Raw genomic sequence first — 15368 nt, forward strand, 5'->3', positions numbered from 1 at the left:
AAAATGATGTCGAGGCGGACGCGCCGAGCAATCTCTTCGGCGTCAGCACGTCGCTCGTACTCCGACGGTGGCCTCATGTAGGTCTTCTAACCACCACGAGGTCGACGGCACTTAGCCGATGATCGACACAAGCGCAGCTTAAGAATGATGCGTTAGGGCCCACGAAGAGGGTCACGCCGGACTCAAACAAACGTGAACCGATATGGCCAAGCGGCTTACTTTTTTTCTGCAGCGGGCACCATACGTCAAACATAGCGATCTTAAATTCCCGCTCGCGCAACTCGGACGGGGCGCGGGGAGGTTTTCGAGTCGCCGAAGCCAACTTGCCAGAATGGAGATCCCCTATGTCTCGTCTGAAAATCAGCAGTGGAATCGCCGCCGCCACTCTTATGCTGTTCGCCGTACCGATGTCGGCCTACGCCCTCGTAGAGAATCCTTCTAGCACTATGTCGCAAACGCCGCCTTCAGTGATTGTGTTCAACCAGAAACCCAAGGACGGCCAAATCAACGTCACGTATGCGTTTATGCCGTCGGCTGGGCACTTCGTGATTTACGGATCGAATGGTTCGGGCAAAGCCAATGACTCGATCGTCGGCAGTGTGAAGCTCGATGCCGGCGCGCACAACGACTTCAGCGTCAAGCTCGATAAAGATTTGCCAGCGGGCACATCTTTGTGGGCTTCGCTCACAAACTCCGACAAGCAGCCCTTCTGGAAAAAATCGCTCCCTCTGCAGAACGAATTTTTGATCAAGTAACAAGGCTGCAAAGCCTTTGTGCATGACCGCCAGATCGACACAACGCCGGAGCGAAAGCCCCGGCGTTTCTTTGCATAGCCTGCTATCACTCGCGGATGGTTTCGGCTGCTACGAGTTCCGTGCGGAATTTCAGCCAGAGTACGACTGACAGCACTGCGAAAGCGCCCAGCGTCGGAAACATCGCGGCGTAACCGAATTGTTGTGCCATCCACCCGCCGATCGCGGGACTGAGCGCGGCGCCGACGCCTTGTATCGCCATCACAGCGCCTTGACCGGCGTTGATGCGGCCAGTGCCATTCAATATGCGCGCAACCAATCCCGGGACGGCAACACTCTGCAAACCTGCGCCAATGCCATCGAGGATTTGCACGGGGTAGACGCCCCAAGGCGTCAGCAGCTGTGCAGCGATGACGCCCCGCACCGGCAATGCCAAGAACGAGATCAAAAGCACCGGCCAATACCCGCCGCCTTCAGCCATGTGCATCGCGACAATCGAAGCAACGATCATGCTGGCTTGTGCGACGATGATCGTCATCGCAACGAACGACGGACCGCTTACTTGTCCGTGCGAGACGACGGCCATACCGTAAAGCGGCAGCATCGCGCCGTTGCCGAGATGAAAAGCCAAAAGAGCGACCGCGAGAATAAGAAGCGGCTTGCATTCGAGCAGCACGGCAAGGCTGCTTGCCGACGAGTCGCTTTCACCTTCCTTCATTCCGCGGGCGGCGGCATGGTCGATCGATGACGGCGGGATCAGCATGATGCATGTTATCGACAGCACACCGAACACTGCGGCCAACGCGAAGATGGCGCCATAGCCGAATTTCCAGCCCAGATAACCCGACAAGGCGGCGCCGATGACGTTGCCTGCATGGTTGAAAGCCTGGTTTCTTCCATTCTGGCGGTTAAATCCGCGCTGCCCGACAATTCCGAGCGTAATGGCGTTCATGGTTGGAACGATTGCGGCTCCGGCGATAGCTGTTGCGACTTGCGATGTCGCGACGACCCAGAACTCCTGCGACAGCAAGATGATCGCCGACGCCGCTATCGTGCTGATCCCGGCGACGACAACCCATGCTCGTTTGGCATGCGTGCGATCGATGAATGCGCCTGCGGGGATGACCATCAGCATTCCGGCGATGCCACCAATCGTCATCACAGTGCCGATCAGTCCGCTTTGCCAGTGATGCCCGAGCAGATAGACGCCGAGAAACGGACCGATCCCGGCCTGAAAATCCGCCATAAAGAAATTGACGGCGAGCAGCGGCCAAAGGTGAGCGCCCGCAAGTTCTGGCTTCGTCTGCCTCTCGATTGAAAACTCGCGTGCAGACGACCGTTGCACTTCCCTGCTCCGAACAACAAAGCCGCGATGAAGACGACTGACCAATCTTAAAAGTTCCCGCGGCCCTGCCCGCCGTTGGTGGAATGCACATCGGGGGAATGCTTGAAACACAGCTCTATTTGTTGGCTGACCATTCCGGGGGCGGGGATCCAATTTTTCTCGGAACAAGCAAGCGGGCACGGCGTTTCGTTCGCAAGGAGTGCGACCATGTATAAAGCGACGTTATTTCTTGTGTTTATTCTATTTTCCTCAGATTCCCTCTGCGCAGGACAAGTCGGCATCGCCTCAAAATTTTGCGAATTATCGCGCACCGCCAGCGGACGATCCTATCCGTGCACGGCGCTGGTCGCTGCTCATCGCTCTCTGCCGTTTGGCTCTCGCGTAACAGTAAAAAATCTGGAGAACGGTAAACGCGTGACGGTGACGATCGTGGATCGCGGGCCGTTCGTCAAAGGACGGATTATCGATCTTTCCGAGGGCGCAGCGCGCCAACTCGGCTCGGCGGATTTGATGCGGGTGGAAATTTCGGCCCAATAGCCCGCGACCGAATGTTCGCGGGCCCGTCAGGTTCTTTACATGCTTTCATATAAATGAAAAACTTTCGCCATTCTTCATTTAGGAAGGATGGGGACATCTCGTGACAGCTTTCACGACTGCTTCGGCATGGGCCGACACGTCTTCAGGGACGCTTCCCGACGATCCGCTGCGGCCCGACGAACATTGCGACCTTGCGATCATCGGTGGCGGGATTCTCGGGCTTTGCTCTGGCCTTCATGCGGCGCGACAAGGACTTGCTATCCGTATTGTCGATGCGGCGCGGATTGCCGACCGCGCTTCGGGTCTCAACGGTGGGCAGGTCATCGCGGGATTTAAGTACGATCCTGATTGGCTCATCGAGCATTTTGGCGACAAGCGAGGATCAGCACTGGTGTCGTTCGGTGCGTCGACGCCCGATGCCGTCTTTGGGCTCATCGAGCGCGAGAACCTTAACGTCCCACGACAAGCCAAAGGCTGGATCCAAGCTGCGCATTCTGAAACGGCATTGAAGGCCGCGGAAGATCGCGCGGCGCAGTGGATCGCGCGCGGCGTGCCGGCAAAAATTCTTACCGCCGATGACGTGACACAGATGACCGGAGCACAGGGCTATCTCGGTGGCTGGCTAGATCCGCGCGGCGGAGCGATCCAGCCTTTTACGTACACACGCGAGCTTGCGCGCATCGCCGTGGCAGCCGGCGTTCGCATTGCGGAAAACACGCGAATTTCGCGGTTGCGGCGCGAAAATTCGTCATGGGCGCTTGCGACAGCAGATGGAAAAACGCTGCATGCGAAATCCGTTATCGTTGCGACGAACGCCTATGCAGACGGTCTTATTCCGGGCCTCGCGCGCACGCTGTTACCGCTGCACTCATTCCAGATTGCAACCGAGCCGCTCCCCTACGAGGTGCTCGCAAATATTCTTCCCGGCGGCCAGGTCGTTTCGGATTCGCGCCGCATCGTCACCTATTACCGCAGAGGACCGGACAATCGCATGCTTCTCGGCGGGCGCGGCTCGATGGCGGAGCCAACGAGCCCGAAAGCCTGGGCGCACCTCGAACATGCGCTGAAGCGGCTCTATCCCGCTCTCACCGATGTAAAAATCGAAAAGCGCTGGCATGGGCGCGTCGCCGTCACGCTCGATTACTTACCGCATGTTCACGAACCGGAGCGCGGCTTGATGGTCGCCGCGGGATGCCAAGGGCGCGGCGTCGGCCTGATGACGGCGCTCGCTCCGCGTCTCGTCGACTATCTCGCGTCACGTGATCCCGAATGCATTCCGCTCCCAATCACGCCGATAAATCCGATCCCGTTTCACGCGTTTCGCAACATCGGCATCGGTGCAGCCATCGCGTGGTACCGGCTGATCGACATGCTGGAGCGCTGAGTAATACAGCGATTGACATTTTCGCAAATGTGAAAAACTATCCTGCCAGTTCAGGATTGCGAGTTGATGAACGCTTCCGCCGAAACTGACCACGCAATACCGGCGGCCTCTGCGCGCCACAGAGGGCTATTCCAGCTTGGAATGTCGGCGCCGGGTGCGCTGGCGACATCCATCCTCGTTCTCTTTGCGCTTGGCGTGGTGCTGTTTCTGAGCTTCAGAACGAATGATGGCTCTCTGCTCGGCGGGGCGTTCACGCTCCGCAATTTCTCAGACACGTTGTCCGATCCACTTTACGCAACGATCATCCTCAGATCGCTGGCGATTGCCGGTTTCGTTACGCTTGCGACGGTCGTGACGGCCTATCCAGTGGCGTACTATCTGGCGTTTCACGCCGGCAAGCATCGCGGATTGTTGCTCTTCATCGTCACGCTGCCGTTCTGGACCAGCTACCTGTTGCGCGTTTTCGCGTGGAAAGTCGTGCTGGCGTACAACGGCGTTCTAAACTCGGTCCTGCTGACGACCGGGCTCACGTCGGAACCGATCCTCGCGTTTCTCAATACGCCGGCCGCTGTCGTCGTAACGCTGGCACATGCCTATGCGGCGTTCGCAATCCTGCCGATTTACGTCGCGCTGGAGAATGTGCCGCGTTCTCTGATCGAAGCCGCAGAGGATCTTGGTGCGCGGCCGTTCACAATCTTCCGCAAGATTATCCTGCCGATTTCGATGCCAGGCGTCATGGGAGCGGCGCTCGTCGTGTTCGTGCCGACCGTTGGTGACTACGTTACGCCAGCCCTCGTCGGCGGACCAAACAGCACGATGATCGGCTCGATGATCCAAGCGCAGTTCGGCAAGGCGAACGATTGGCCGTTTGGCGCGGCGCTTGCGGTGATCGTGATGCTGGTGATCCTCGCCGTTGTCGTGGCTGTGCGGCTTGCGGACAAGCACTTCGGGAGCCGGACATGAGCGCGGGCGCGGCTTGTTCGAAAAACGCGACGTGGCTCAAGGGTTATATCCTCGCCTACGTGCTTTTTCTCTATCTGCCGATCGCGATCATTCCGATCTTTTCGTTCAACAATTCGATCCAGGCGGCGTTTCCGCTGTCGGGTTTCACGCTCGAATGGTACCGCAGCCTCGTCAACAACGAAAATCTTCACCGCGCCTTCGAGACGAGTCTGATCGTCGGATTTTCCGCGGCGTTCCTGGCGACGTCTATTGGCATGACGGTCGCCTACATGGAAATTTCGGCAGGCGATCGCGTTTCGCGCGCGATATCGGCGCTGGCGCGGCTGCCCATTCTCATTCCAGGCGTCATCGTCGGCATTGCTCTGCTCATTCTGGTCAATCTCGCCGGACTTGGCCCTTCGCGCACGGCCATCGTGCTGGGGCATACTCTCGTGGCGCTCCCGACCGCTGTCGTCATCATGCGGAGCCGGTTCCTGTCGCTGCCGAAAAGCTACAGCGAAGTCGCGATGGATCTCGGCGCGCACGAATGGACGACCTTCCGGCGCATCATTCTGCCGCTCGCCGCCCCCGCCATCGCATCGTCGTTCATGCTGTCGTTTCTGACGTCGTTCGACGAATTCATCGTCGCGTTCTTTCTGTCCGGAACCGAGCCGACGCTGCCGCTCTACGTCTGGGGGCAGTTGCGCTTTCCGAAATCGCTTCCGAGCGTCATGGCGCTCGGCTCCGTCATTCTTTTGGCTTCGGTCGTCATTGCGACAACCGCCGAGATCATCCGGCGGCGCGGCGCATCCGCGACCGAACTTCCCCTCTCTTTCAAATGAAGTGTGCCGAGCTCTTGAACGCGAACAGGGAGTATCAAGTTATGCAGGGATTGACGTTACGAAACACGCTGCGCAAGGCCGTCGGCCTGGCGTCTCTGGTTGCGGCCATCGCAACACCGGCGCTTGCCGCCGACAAGCTCACCTATTTTACATGGTCGGGCTATGAACTGCCCGCCTTCAACAAGAGCTTCCTGAAAGAACATCCGGACGGCGTCGAAACGTCGGTCTTCAGCGATGACGATGAAGCTTTCACGAAAGTGAAAGCCGGTTTTCATCCCGATCTCGCGCATCCCTGCTACGACAAGATCGCGCGCTGGAACAAGGAGGGCCTGCTGCAGCCGATCGATACGAAGCGGATCAAGAACTGGGATACGATTTTCCCGGTCTTCAAAGACCTTCCCGATATTCAAGCCGGTGACGGCAAGGTCTGGATGGTACCTTGGGATTGGGGCAATACCTCTGTCCTCTACCGTACCGATCTCGTGAAAGATCCCGCTCCATCGTGGAACCTGCTGTGGGACAAGCAATACGCTGGACGCCTTGCGACGATCGACGCGGTTCACGATACGCCTGTCGTCGCGGCCATCATGGCCGGCGTCAATCCGTTCGACATGTCGCCAGCCGACCTCGAAAAAGTCGCTGCGAAGCTGCGTGAACAGCGACCGCTGCTGCGCGCCTACACGACGGACATGACCTCGGTCGAGCAATCGCTCGCCAGCGGCGAGCTTGTCGCGGCGATGACGTGGAACGCTTCGGCGACCGCTCTTAAAAAGCAGGGCGTAAAGGTCGAATTTTTGAAGCCGAAGGAAGGCATGCTGACGTGGGCATGCGGGTTCGTGATGCTGAAGGACGCCAAGAACGTCGATCTGGCCTATGATTTCATCAACAGCCGCCTAGAAGGCGACTCAGGCAAAGAGCTCATCACGCAGTACGGCTACGGCAGCGCTTCGAAGGCGGCATTCGATCTCGTTCCGAAGGAAGAGCTTGACCGTCTGCAGCTTCCGGCCGATCCGAACGTCGTTCTGAAGAGCACGGTTTTCACTGGACCGATGAAGCAGAACGACGAGCTCGCCAAGATGTTCGAGAAGATCAAGGCTGGCGGCTGATCGCGCGCCAATCGAAGACGAAAGATGCAGCTCTTTTTCAGATAGAGGGTCACGACTGTGGCGCGGATGAAGGTAAAAGAAGCACGCGACGAGGCTTCCGATCAGACTCCCTCCGAGGCGGACATTCGCCTCGGCCGCCGCATTCGTGCGCTCCGACTCGAACGAAAGCTCGGCATCACTGACGTTGCCCAGCGCGCCGGAATTTCCGTCGGCGCGCTGAGTCAAATTGAACGCGGCTTGACCTCGCTTAGGATTCGCGTGCTCTGGCCGTTGGCCGCTGCACTCGGCGTCGAGCCGCACAGCCTGCTTGGCGACGACGAGAACAAGAGCAGCGATCTATACGTCGTCCGTGCGACGAAGAGAAAGGAAGTGCCGGTTCGATCGCAGGGCATGCGTAAGGAGTTGCTGTCTCCTCCGGGTTCGGTGCTGACGGGCCTTCTGGTTCATGTCGAACCGGGCGGCGGGACGGGGGAGTCCTACAGTCATGCGGGCTACGAGTTCGGCCTCGTCAAAAAAGGCCAGGTCGAGTTGACGATCGATAGCGTCGTCTATCTTCTTAAGGCTGGCGACAGTTTCGCATTCAAGAGCACGCTGAAACATTCGTTCCACAACGGCGGCAAAGAGCGGTGCGAGATCGTTTGGATCAACACGACAAAGACGACAGAGATTCGTAATGGCGACTGATTCACTGCTGCGCCTCGATGGGGTTTCCAAAGTTTTCGATAGTGGCACGGTCGGTCTCGATAACGTTACGCTCGACATCGCTCATGGCGAGTTCATTAGCCTTCTCGGACCCTCAGGGTGCGGAAAGACGACAAGCCTGCGCGTGATGGCGGGCTTTGAAGCGCCGACCAGTGGCCGCGTCCTGCTCGATGGCAAAGACATCACGGCGCTTCGCCCCTATGACAGGCCGCTTAATACCGTTTTCCAAGACTACGCCCTGTTTCCGCATATGAACGTCGCGGAGAACGTCGGGTTCGGGTTATCGCTGCGAAAGCTTCCGGCCGGTGATGCTAAAAAGAAAATCGCCGAGGCGCTGGATCTGGTCGGGCTTGCCGACAAAATCAGCGCACGCGTTTCGATGCTGTCGGGCGGTCAACGCCAACGCGTTGCACTGGCGCGCGCGCTGGTTTGCTCGCCGCGCGTGCTTCTTCTCGATGAACCGCTGTCGGCGCTCGATGCGAACCTGCGCGAGCAGATGCAGATCGAATTGAAGCGGCTGCAATCACGTCTCGGTACGACGTTCGTGATGGTCACGCACGATCAAGCGGAAGCACTGTCGATCTCGGACCGCATCGTCGTCTTGAACCGCGGGAGGATCGAGCAGATTGCGTCGCCGTCGGAGCTTTACGATGCGCCTGCGACGCGCTTCGTGGCGGATTTCATCGGAAGCATGAATGTTCTTGACGCCGAGATCGTAGAAACGACAACCACAGGCGTGCGCGTCGCTGCGGGTTCGATGATCCTCGAAGTTCCAGCAGAATGCATTCGCGCTACGCCAGGCCGAGGCGGGCCGGTATTGGTATGTGTGCGGCCGGAGGAGCTGACCGCTCATCCGGATGCAATGGACAACACGGTCGCAGCGCAGATCCTATCGACTGTCTTCTATGGTCCGACGCTCCGGCTGTTCGTCGAAACAAATGCCGGCCAGAAGCTGATGATCGACATGGGGCGCCGCCGATCGACCGAAACGTTCGACGCCGGGGCGACGGTGCACGTCCGGCCCGTTCGCGGCTCCGGGCGGCTTCTCGACAAGGACTAACGTTATGCACGGGCCTGCTGGGTTACGAGGCCACAATGATTTCGGCTCCGGCATCCTTCAGAGCAGCTGCTATATCGTCGGGTGGCTCCGCTTCGGTCACAACCCGCGAGACGGCATCGAGCGGCGCAACCTTGATTAAGCCGCCGCGCCCGAATTTTGTCGCGTCGGCGAGCACCGTCACGGATTTAGCTTGCGCGATCATCGCCCGGGCAACATCCGCTTCCCGGACATCATAATCGAGAATCCCCACCGTCTCGATGGAGCCGACCGCCAACACCGCGTGGACCGCGTGAAACTGACTGATCTGTTCGACCGCGAGCGGACCAAGGTTCTCGGTTCCGTCGGCGCGGTATTCGCCGCCGACCAGAAACGTCGAACTCGATGGGCCTCGCGCCGCGAGTGCAGCGATAGCTGCCGAGTTGGTGATGATCGTCAGTCCGGTCGCCGTCGAAAGCTCTTCGGCGAACCACAGCGTCGTCGTTCCAGTGTCGACGAACAACGTATCTCCAGGTTGAAAAAGCTGGATCGCACGGCGGGCGACGGTGCGCTTGGCATCGGCATTTTCCAACAGTCTGCCCTGAAACGATCCTTCGATGTCAGCGTCGGGAAGTCGTGGCTCCGAGATCGTCGCGCCGCCGTGAATCTTCCGTACACGCCCCCTTTCGGCCAGATCGGTCAGATCCCGGCGAATGGTTTCCCGTGAGGTTCCAAGGAGTTCGGCTAAAGCATCGACCGTTACCCGCTCACGCTCGCGAACGACCTGTTCGATTCGTTCCCGTCTAATTGTAGGTCGCATTTCGCCTTGCCCGTTCGGTCAATCTATTTGACTGTTCAACTATTCTGTCGGACCATACAAACAAATAAAGTGCCCGAATGGGCAAATTTTGGTTCGCATAGATCCCGATTCACTTCGCAACTGGGGGTTGAGCATGACTCACGACGAAGACACTAAGGTCCTGCACTCAATGGGCTACGCGCAAGAACTGTCGCGGCGTATGGGCGGGTTTTCGAACTTCGCTATCTCGTTTTCGATCATTTGTATCCTTGCGGGCGGTATCACGTCGTTTCCGCTCGCGATGGCAACGGGCGGTGCGTTCCAGGCGACGATCGGCTGGATCGTCGGCGGCTTGTTCGCGATGCTGGTTGCAGCATGTCTCGGCCAGATCGCTTCGGCCTATCCGACGGCAGGCGCGCTTTATCACTGGTCTTCGATTCTCGGCGGGCGCGGCTGGGGGTGGGCCACGGCTTGGATCAACCTGCTTGGTCTCATCTTCGTCGTGGCGTCTGTCGACGTCGGCGTTTGGCAGCTCTTCCGCGACCTCGTCGTAGCTGGCGTGTTCCATGTCGATGTGACGTCGTGGACTGCGTTGTCGACCGATCCGCTTCCTGCCGGAATGACGCTCGATCAGGTCAACGCCAATAATGCTCATGCCTACTACGTGCAGGTGGCGGCGGTGAGCGCCATCGTCATCGTGCAAGCGCTGGTGAACCACTTCGGCATCAAGCTAACGACCTTGCTGACCGACTTTTCGGGCTACCTCATCTTGGTGGTCGCGGTGGTGCTGACTGTCATGTTCTTCGTCTGGGGCGCGGGTAACTATTCGCACGCATTCACATTTACGAACAACACTGGCGACGCCGGTGGCGGATACGTTCCGGCGGCGCGGACGGCGATTATCGCATTCTTGGTCGGCTTGCTCTATCCGCTTTATACAATCACCGGCTTCGATGCTTCGGCACATACGTCAGAAGAAACCACTGACGCTCGACGTGCAGTGCCGCGCGGGATGATTCACTCGGTATTCTGGTCGCTGGTGTTCGGTTTCGTAATGGCCGTGTCATTTGTCGTGGCGAGCCCAGACCTTGCAACAACGGCGAAGGATGGCGCCGCAGCGTGGTTCAACCTCTTCAATAATCTTCCGGCTCCGACGCCGCTTAAGGACGTCATCGCAATCTGTATCGTGCTGGCGAACTTCATCTGCGCACTTGCCGGTCTCACCTCGACGTCACGCATGATCTACGCGTTTGCGCGTGACGGCGGCCTTCCCGGCTCAAGCTTGTGGAAGCGGGTCAGTCCACAATGGCGCACGCCCGTTCCGGCGATCTGGCTGGCTGCGATTTTGTCTATTGCGGCCACGCTCTACTCTCCGGCCTTTGCTGCACTCGCGGCCGGGTGCGCCCTCTTCCTTTATGTGTCGTACGCTATGCCGGTCGCCGCCGGTCTCTTCGCTGAAGGAAAGACGTGGACCGAGTTTGGGCCGTTTCGGCTCGGCGTGTTTTCGAAGCCAATGGCGGTTCTGGTCATAATCGGCACATTTATCCTGATGTACGCCGGTATCCAGCCTCCGTTCGACATCCTGATCAACTACGCGATCGGATTGATCGTACTGCTGGTCGTTCTGTGGTTCGGCCTCGAGTCGCGCCGCTTCAAGGGCCCGCCGATCGGTGCGGAAATCGCGAAGCGTCAGGCGGAGATTGCAGCCGCCGAGCGTGCTGTGGGCGAGTCGTCCTAATTACGTCACGACAACGGCCGTGGGCATGGCTTTGCCCACGGCTTTTCTATTTTCATTTCGGCGCGGACGCCGAAGCTTAGAGGACGAAGGTCATGTCGGTCGCAGACGTCGCCATCGTTGGTGCGGGCGCCGTAGGCTGTGCGATGGCGCGGCGGTTTACTCTCGAAGGCGCGCGCGTCATCCTTCTGGAGCGTGGTGCCGACCTGCTTTCCGGCGCCAGCAAGGGAAACAGCGCCATTCTACATACCGGCTTCGATGCGCCTCCGGGCAGCGTCGAGCTGAGTTGTATGCAAGCCGGCTATGCCGAATATCTCCAAATCCGTGATGATTTTAACCTGCCGCTGCTGGAGACGGGCGCGATGGTCGTCGCCTGGTCAGAGGCCGAGCGCGCGGCACTCGATGGCATCGAGGCACAAGCGAAGACAAACGGCGTCAATGACGTCCGCCGCCTGACGGCAGCAGAAATTCGAGCCCGCGAACCCGAACTTTCTCCGCGCGCACTCGAAGCGCTGCTGGTGCCGGGCGAGCATGTGATCGACCCCTGGTCGCCGTTTCTGGCGTATCTGAAACAGTCGGAAGCGCACGGCGCTGAAATCGTATTCGGAGCAGAGGTCGTTTCCGGCGCCTTCGATGGAACGACCTGGACGCTTCAGACCACGCGTGGCGCGCGCCGGGCTCGGACCGTAATCAATTGCGCGGGTCTTTACGGCGATCGGCTCGATGCCACGCTGCTCGGGATGGCGTCATTTCAGATCAAGCCGCGGAAAGGCCAATTCGTTGTCTTCGACAAGGCGGCGTCAAAGCTTTTGAAGACGATCATTCTCCCCGTTCCGTCGGAGCGGACCAAAGGCGTCGTGCTGACGCGGACCGTGTTCGGCAATGTGCTCGTCGGACCGACTGCGGAAGAACAGGACGACCGTGATCGCGCGACCGTCGAGGAGGAAGCGCTGCGTGGCCTGCTCGCCAAAGCCGAAGAGATGGTCCCCGCGTTGGCAACCGTCGACGTCACGGCGATTTATGCGGGCTTGCGTCCGGCGACCGAGGAGAAAGGCTATCGCATCAACGTGCGAGGTGATCGCAATTGGATCACGGTCGGCGGCATCCGCTCGACGGGGCTCACGGCATCGCTCGGCATCGCGCGGCATGTCTATGGTCTTTATAGCGATATAGGACATCAGCACGCCGCCATTATCGACCCCATAATGCCGCGCGTGCCCAATCTCGCCGAGCATCGGCCGAGGGATTGGCAGACCGCCGGATACGGCGAGATCGTCTGCCATTGCGAAATGGTGACGTTGCGCGAAATCGAAAAAGCCTTGTCAGGGTCGATCCCGGCAGGCGATTTCGGCGGCCTGCGGCGGCGCACGCGTTGCGGCATGGGACGTTGCCAGGGCTTTTACTGCAATGCGCAGCTCGCGCTTCTAACGGCGGGCTGTTTCGCATCGCCTCTCGCGGTCGGAGACGCAGGGTGATGTCGGCGCCATTCGGAGTTCGAAGCGCCGATGTTCTTATCATCGGCGCGGGTCCAGCCGGACTGTCCGCAGCGACACAGCTTCGCAAGCTCGGCGTCGCCAACGTCATGGTGGTAGAGCGCGAACCGATGGGCGGCGGCATTCCGCGCCACTGCGGCCACCCGCCGTTCGGCATTCGCGAATTTGGTTGGGTCATGACAGGACCTGCTTATGCGCGGCGGCTCGTCGATCGGGCGGTGAAATCCGGCGTGGAGCTTCAGCTTGGCTGCACGGTCGTCTCGATCGACCATGCCGACGATCTTGTCGTCACATGTGCCAGCAATCGCGGCCCGCTCACAGTCGTTGCGAAACGTGTCGTTATCGCTACGGGCGTTCGCGAACGGCCTCGCTCGGCGCGGCTGGTTTCGGGCGAACGGCCGATCGGCGTCATCAACACTGGCGCGCTGCAGGAATACGCCTATCTGCAGAAGCTCATTCCATTTCGACGCCCGTTGATCGTCGGGACGGAGCTCGTCTCTGTTTCTAGTCTGCTGACATGCCGTAACATCGGCGCGAAACCCGTGGCGATGATCGAGAGCCGGAACCAACCGACCGTGCGACCTATTTCCATGTGGCTGCCGAGGTTGCTCGGTATCCCCGTTCGCTATGGAACACATCTCGTCGACATCAAGGGTCGGTCACGCGTGGAAGCCGTCACGCTGCTGTGCCCGGACGGGACGCATGAAGACATCGCATGTGACGGTGTGCTGTTTACGGGGTCGTTCAAGCCGGAAGCCTCGCTTGCCCGTTCTGTGGGTTTGGATATCGACGCGGGAACAGGTGGCCCTGTCATCGACCAATTCGCGCGCACGAGTGAGCCGCGCATCTTTGCGGCAGGGAATATATTGCATCCCGTCGAAACAGCCGGCTGGTCGTGGCGCGAGGGCCGGCGCGTCGGCGGCTTCATCGCCGATGATCTCAACGCCAGGCTGCCCGCGGCGGATCAAGCGATTCGCCTGAAACCGGGCCCTGGCATTCGGTATGTCGTGCCTCAACGGATCGTTCCCGGCGGCGAAGGCCTGTCGCATCTTCAGTTGCGTGCGGCGGATAGCGTTTCGGGATCGCTGGTCGCGATGGCCGACGGCCAGATCATCTGCAAGCAACCGTTGACCTCGTCGCCGGAGCGGCGAATCCTGGCGCCTATCTCGGCATTCGAGAATGCCAATTCCGACATCACCATCGGTGTCGAGGGAATGCAAGCCACTGACATTCGGAGCCGTTCCACATGCGAGTAGCCGCGATCGACCAAGGGACAACGTCGACGCGTGTGCTGGTCGCCGACACGGATGGGAGACTTGAGATTGCGTCCTCGGTGACGCATCAGCAATTCCATCCGCATCCCGGTTGGGTCGAGCACGATCCGGAGGAGCTGCTGACAAACATCCGGCGCTGTCTCGATGCGGCAGGCAAAGTCGATGCCATCGGGATCGACAATCAAGGCGAAAGCTGCCTTGCCTGGGATGCCGAAACCGGCGCGGCGTTGTCACCCGTTATCGTATGGCAGGACAATCGCACCGCCGATGCCGTCGGGCGCTTGAAAGATAAAGGCGCGGCGTCACTGACACTCTCGCGTGCGGGGTTGCCGCTCGACGCCTATTTTTCTGCATCCAAGCTCTCCTGGATCGTCGCCAATATCCCGGCGGCGAAGGATGCCCTGGCGGCGGGACGTTTGCGGCTCGGCACGACGGATGCATTTTTTCTCGATCGCCTCGCTGGAACTTTCGCGACCGACGTGACGACCGCATCGCGGACGTCATTGATGGACCTCGAAACCGGCAAGTGGGACACCGATCTTTGCGATCTGTTCGGTGTGCCGATCTCGGCGTTGCCGGAGATAAGACCGACGGTCGCAAATTTCGGCCGCATCAATGATGTGCCCGTCACTGCCTCAGTCGTTGATCAGCAGGCTGCACTTTTCGGTCACGGTTGCCGCGAGCCGGGAGATGCGAAGATCACATTCGGGACGGGGGCGTTTGCGCTGGCCGTGACGGGCAAAGAGATCGCTCATGCGCCTGAAAAGGGGCTACTGCCGACCGTCGCCTGGTCGATCAATGGGACAATGACCTATGCGATCGACGGCGGCGTTTACGACGCTGGTTCGGCGGTCGAGTGGGCGCGGCGTATCGGACTGATCGCAGACATCGAGAAGGATCTCGAATGGTTCGACGCCGAGCCCGCCATCGACCGTGACGTCGTGTTCGTTCCGGCGCTTTCAGGCCTTGCTTGCCCGCACTGGGACCGGACTGCGGCGTCGTTGTTTCTGGGCATGTCGGCGGCGACGACACAGGCAGACATGCAGCAGGCACTGCTCGAAGGTATCGCCTTGAGCGCTGCAGATGTCATCGCAGCGATGCACGCGCACGTCCCGATCGGCGGGTCTATTGCAATCGACGGCGGCCTTGCGCGCAGCCGGTACTTCGCACAATTCCTGGCCGACATGATTGGGCGCGAGGTTATCGTCGCGGATTTCGATGAGCGCACGGCGTTCGGAACGGCTAAGCTCGCGGCGCTCGGCGCCGGCATATCGCTGCCGAATGCCAAGAGCACCGCTCAAAGCTTCCATCCCCGAGTTGCCGATAGCTCGGCGACGCGGCGGCGTTTTCATGACGCAGTTGCGCGCTGCAAGGGTTGGCGTGATCTCGGCGAATAATTTTCTGCCGGTTCCCAATAGAAA

The 15368-nt window shown here is 59.7% G+C and carries 14 protein-coding genes; 12 read left to right on the plus strand and 2 right to left on the minus strand.

Annotation, left to right across the window (positions count from 1 at the left end; all coding sequences use genetic code 11):
• Window positions 1–344: 344 nt before the first annotated feature.
• Window positions 345–755 (plus strand): hypothetical protein, encoded by a 411-nt coding sequence (locus RLW41_RS06505; RefSeq protein ID WP_414463973.1) that lies wholly within the window; start codon window positions 345–347, stop codon window positions 753–755.
• 85 nt (window positions 756–840) lie between these two features.
• On the opposite strand, the gene RLW41_RS06510 is transcribed toward RLW41_RS06505, so the two are convergent.
• Window positions 841–2097 (minus strand): MFS transporter, encoded by a 1257-nt coding sequence (locus RLW41_RS06510; protein ID WP_414463974.1) that lies wholly within the window; start codon window positions 2095–2097, stop codon window positions 841–843.
• Between the two features lie 102 nt (window positions 2098–2199).
• Here RLW41_RS06510 and RLW41_RS06515 point away from each other — a divergent pair, with 102 nt between their 5' ends.
• The 7 genes from RLW41_RS06515 (at window position 2200) to RLW41_RS06545 (ending at window position 8670) form a co-directional block, all read left to right on the plus strand.
• Entirely contained in the window at window positions 2200–2634 is a 435-nt protein-coding gene (locus RLW41_RS06515; protein WP_414463975.1) for a septal ring lytic transglycosylase RlpA family protein, read from the plus strand.
• Between the two features lie 100 nt (window positions 2635–2734).
• Complete coding sequence (locus RLW41_RS06520) at window positions 2735–4018, plus strand: NAD(P)/FAD-dependent oxidoreductase (RefSeq protein WP_414463976.1); 1284 nt, start codon at window positions 2735–2737, stop codon at window positions 4016–4018.
• Window positions 4019–4084: 66 nt separating this feature from the next.
• Window positions 4085–4981, plus strand: coding sequence for an ABC transporter permease (locus RLW41_RS06525; RefSeq protein ID WP_409561100.1), 897 nt, complete (start codon window positions 4085–4087; stop codon window positions 4979–4981).
• Window positions 4978–5802, plus strand: a complete 825-nt coding sequence (locus RLW41_RS06530; protein ID WP_409561101.1) for an ABC transporter permease — start codon at window positions 4978–4980, stop codon at window positions 5800–5802. The genes RLW41_RS06525 and RLW41_RS06530 overlap by 4 nt, the downstream gene beginning before the upstream one ends.
• A gap of 41 nt (window positions 5803–5843) precedes the next feature.
• Entirely contained in the window at window positions 5844–6908 is a 1065-nt protein-coding gene (locus RLW41_RS06535; protein WP_414463977.1) for an ABC transporter substrate-binding protein, read from the plus strand.
• 66 nt (window positions 6909–6974) lie between these two features.
• A complete protein-coding gene (locus RLW41_RS06540; RefSeq protein WP_409563308.1) occupies window positions 6975–7592 on the plus strand; it encodes a cupin domain-containing protein in 618 nt (205 codons plus the stop codon).
• Entirely contained in the window at window positions 7582–8670 is a 1089-nt protein-coding gene (locus RLW41_RS06545) for an ABC transporter ATP-binding protein (protein WP_414463978.1), read from the plus strand. The genes RLW41_RS06540 and RLW41_RS06545 overlap by 11 nt, the downstream gene beginning before the upstream one ends.
• Window positions 8671–8692: 22 nt before the next feature.
• Here the strand turns inward: RLW41_RS06545 and RLW41_RS06550 are convergent, their stop codons facing one another.
• A complete protein-coding gene (locus tag RLW41_RS06550; RefSeq protein WP_414463979.1) occupies window positions 8693–9466 on the minus strand; it encodes a DeoR/GlpR family DNA-binding transcription regulator in 774 nt (257 codons plus the stop codon).
• Between the two features lie 133 nt (window positions 9467–9599).
• On the opposite strand from RLW41_RS06550, the gene RLW41_RS06555 reads away from it, so the two are divergent.
• The 4 genes from RLW41_RS06555 to RLW41_RS06570 all read left to right on the plus strand — a co-directional run bounded on the left by RLW41_RS06555 (window position 9600) and on the right by RLW41_RS06570 (window position 15344).
• A complete protein-coding gene (locus tag RLW41_RS06555; protein WP_409561105.1) occupies window positions 9600–11183 on the plus strand; it encodes an amino acid permease in 1584 nt (527 codons plus the stop codon).
• A 92-nt stretch (window positions 11184–11275) separates the two neighbouring features.
• Window positions 11276–12655 (plus strand): NAD(P)/FAD-dependent oxidoreductase, encoded by a 1380-nt coding sequence (locus tag RLW41_RS06560; RefSeq protein WP_414463980.1) that lies wholly within the window; start codon window positions 11276–11278, stop codon window positions 12653–12655.
• Window positions 12655–13929, plus strand: a complete 1275-nt coding sequence (locus RLW41_RS06565) for an NAD(P)/FAD-dependent oxidoreductase (RefSeq protein WP_414463981.1) — start codon at window positions 12655–12657, stop codon at window positions 13927–13929. The genes RLW41_RS06560 and RLW41_RS06565 overlap by 1 nt, the downstream gene beginning before the upstream one ends.
• Window positions 13920–15344 (plus strand): FGGY family carbohydrate kinase, encoded by a 1425-nt coding sequence (locus RLW41_RS06570; protein WP_414463982.1) that lies wholly within the window; start codon window positions 13920–13922, stop codon window positions 15342–15344. The genes RLW41_RS06565 and RLW41_RS06570 overlap by 10 nt, the downstream gene beginning before the upstream one ends.
• Window positions 15345–15368 lie beyond the last annotated feature (24 nt).

The sequence above is a fragment of the Hyphomicrobium sp. DY-1 genome, assembly GCF_047497105.1.
GTDB lineage: Bacteria > Pseudomonadota > Alphaproteobacteria > Rhizobiales > Hyphomicrobiaceae > Hyphomicrobium_B.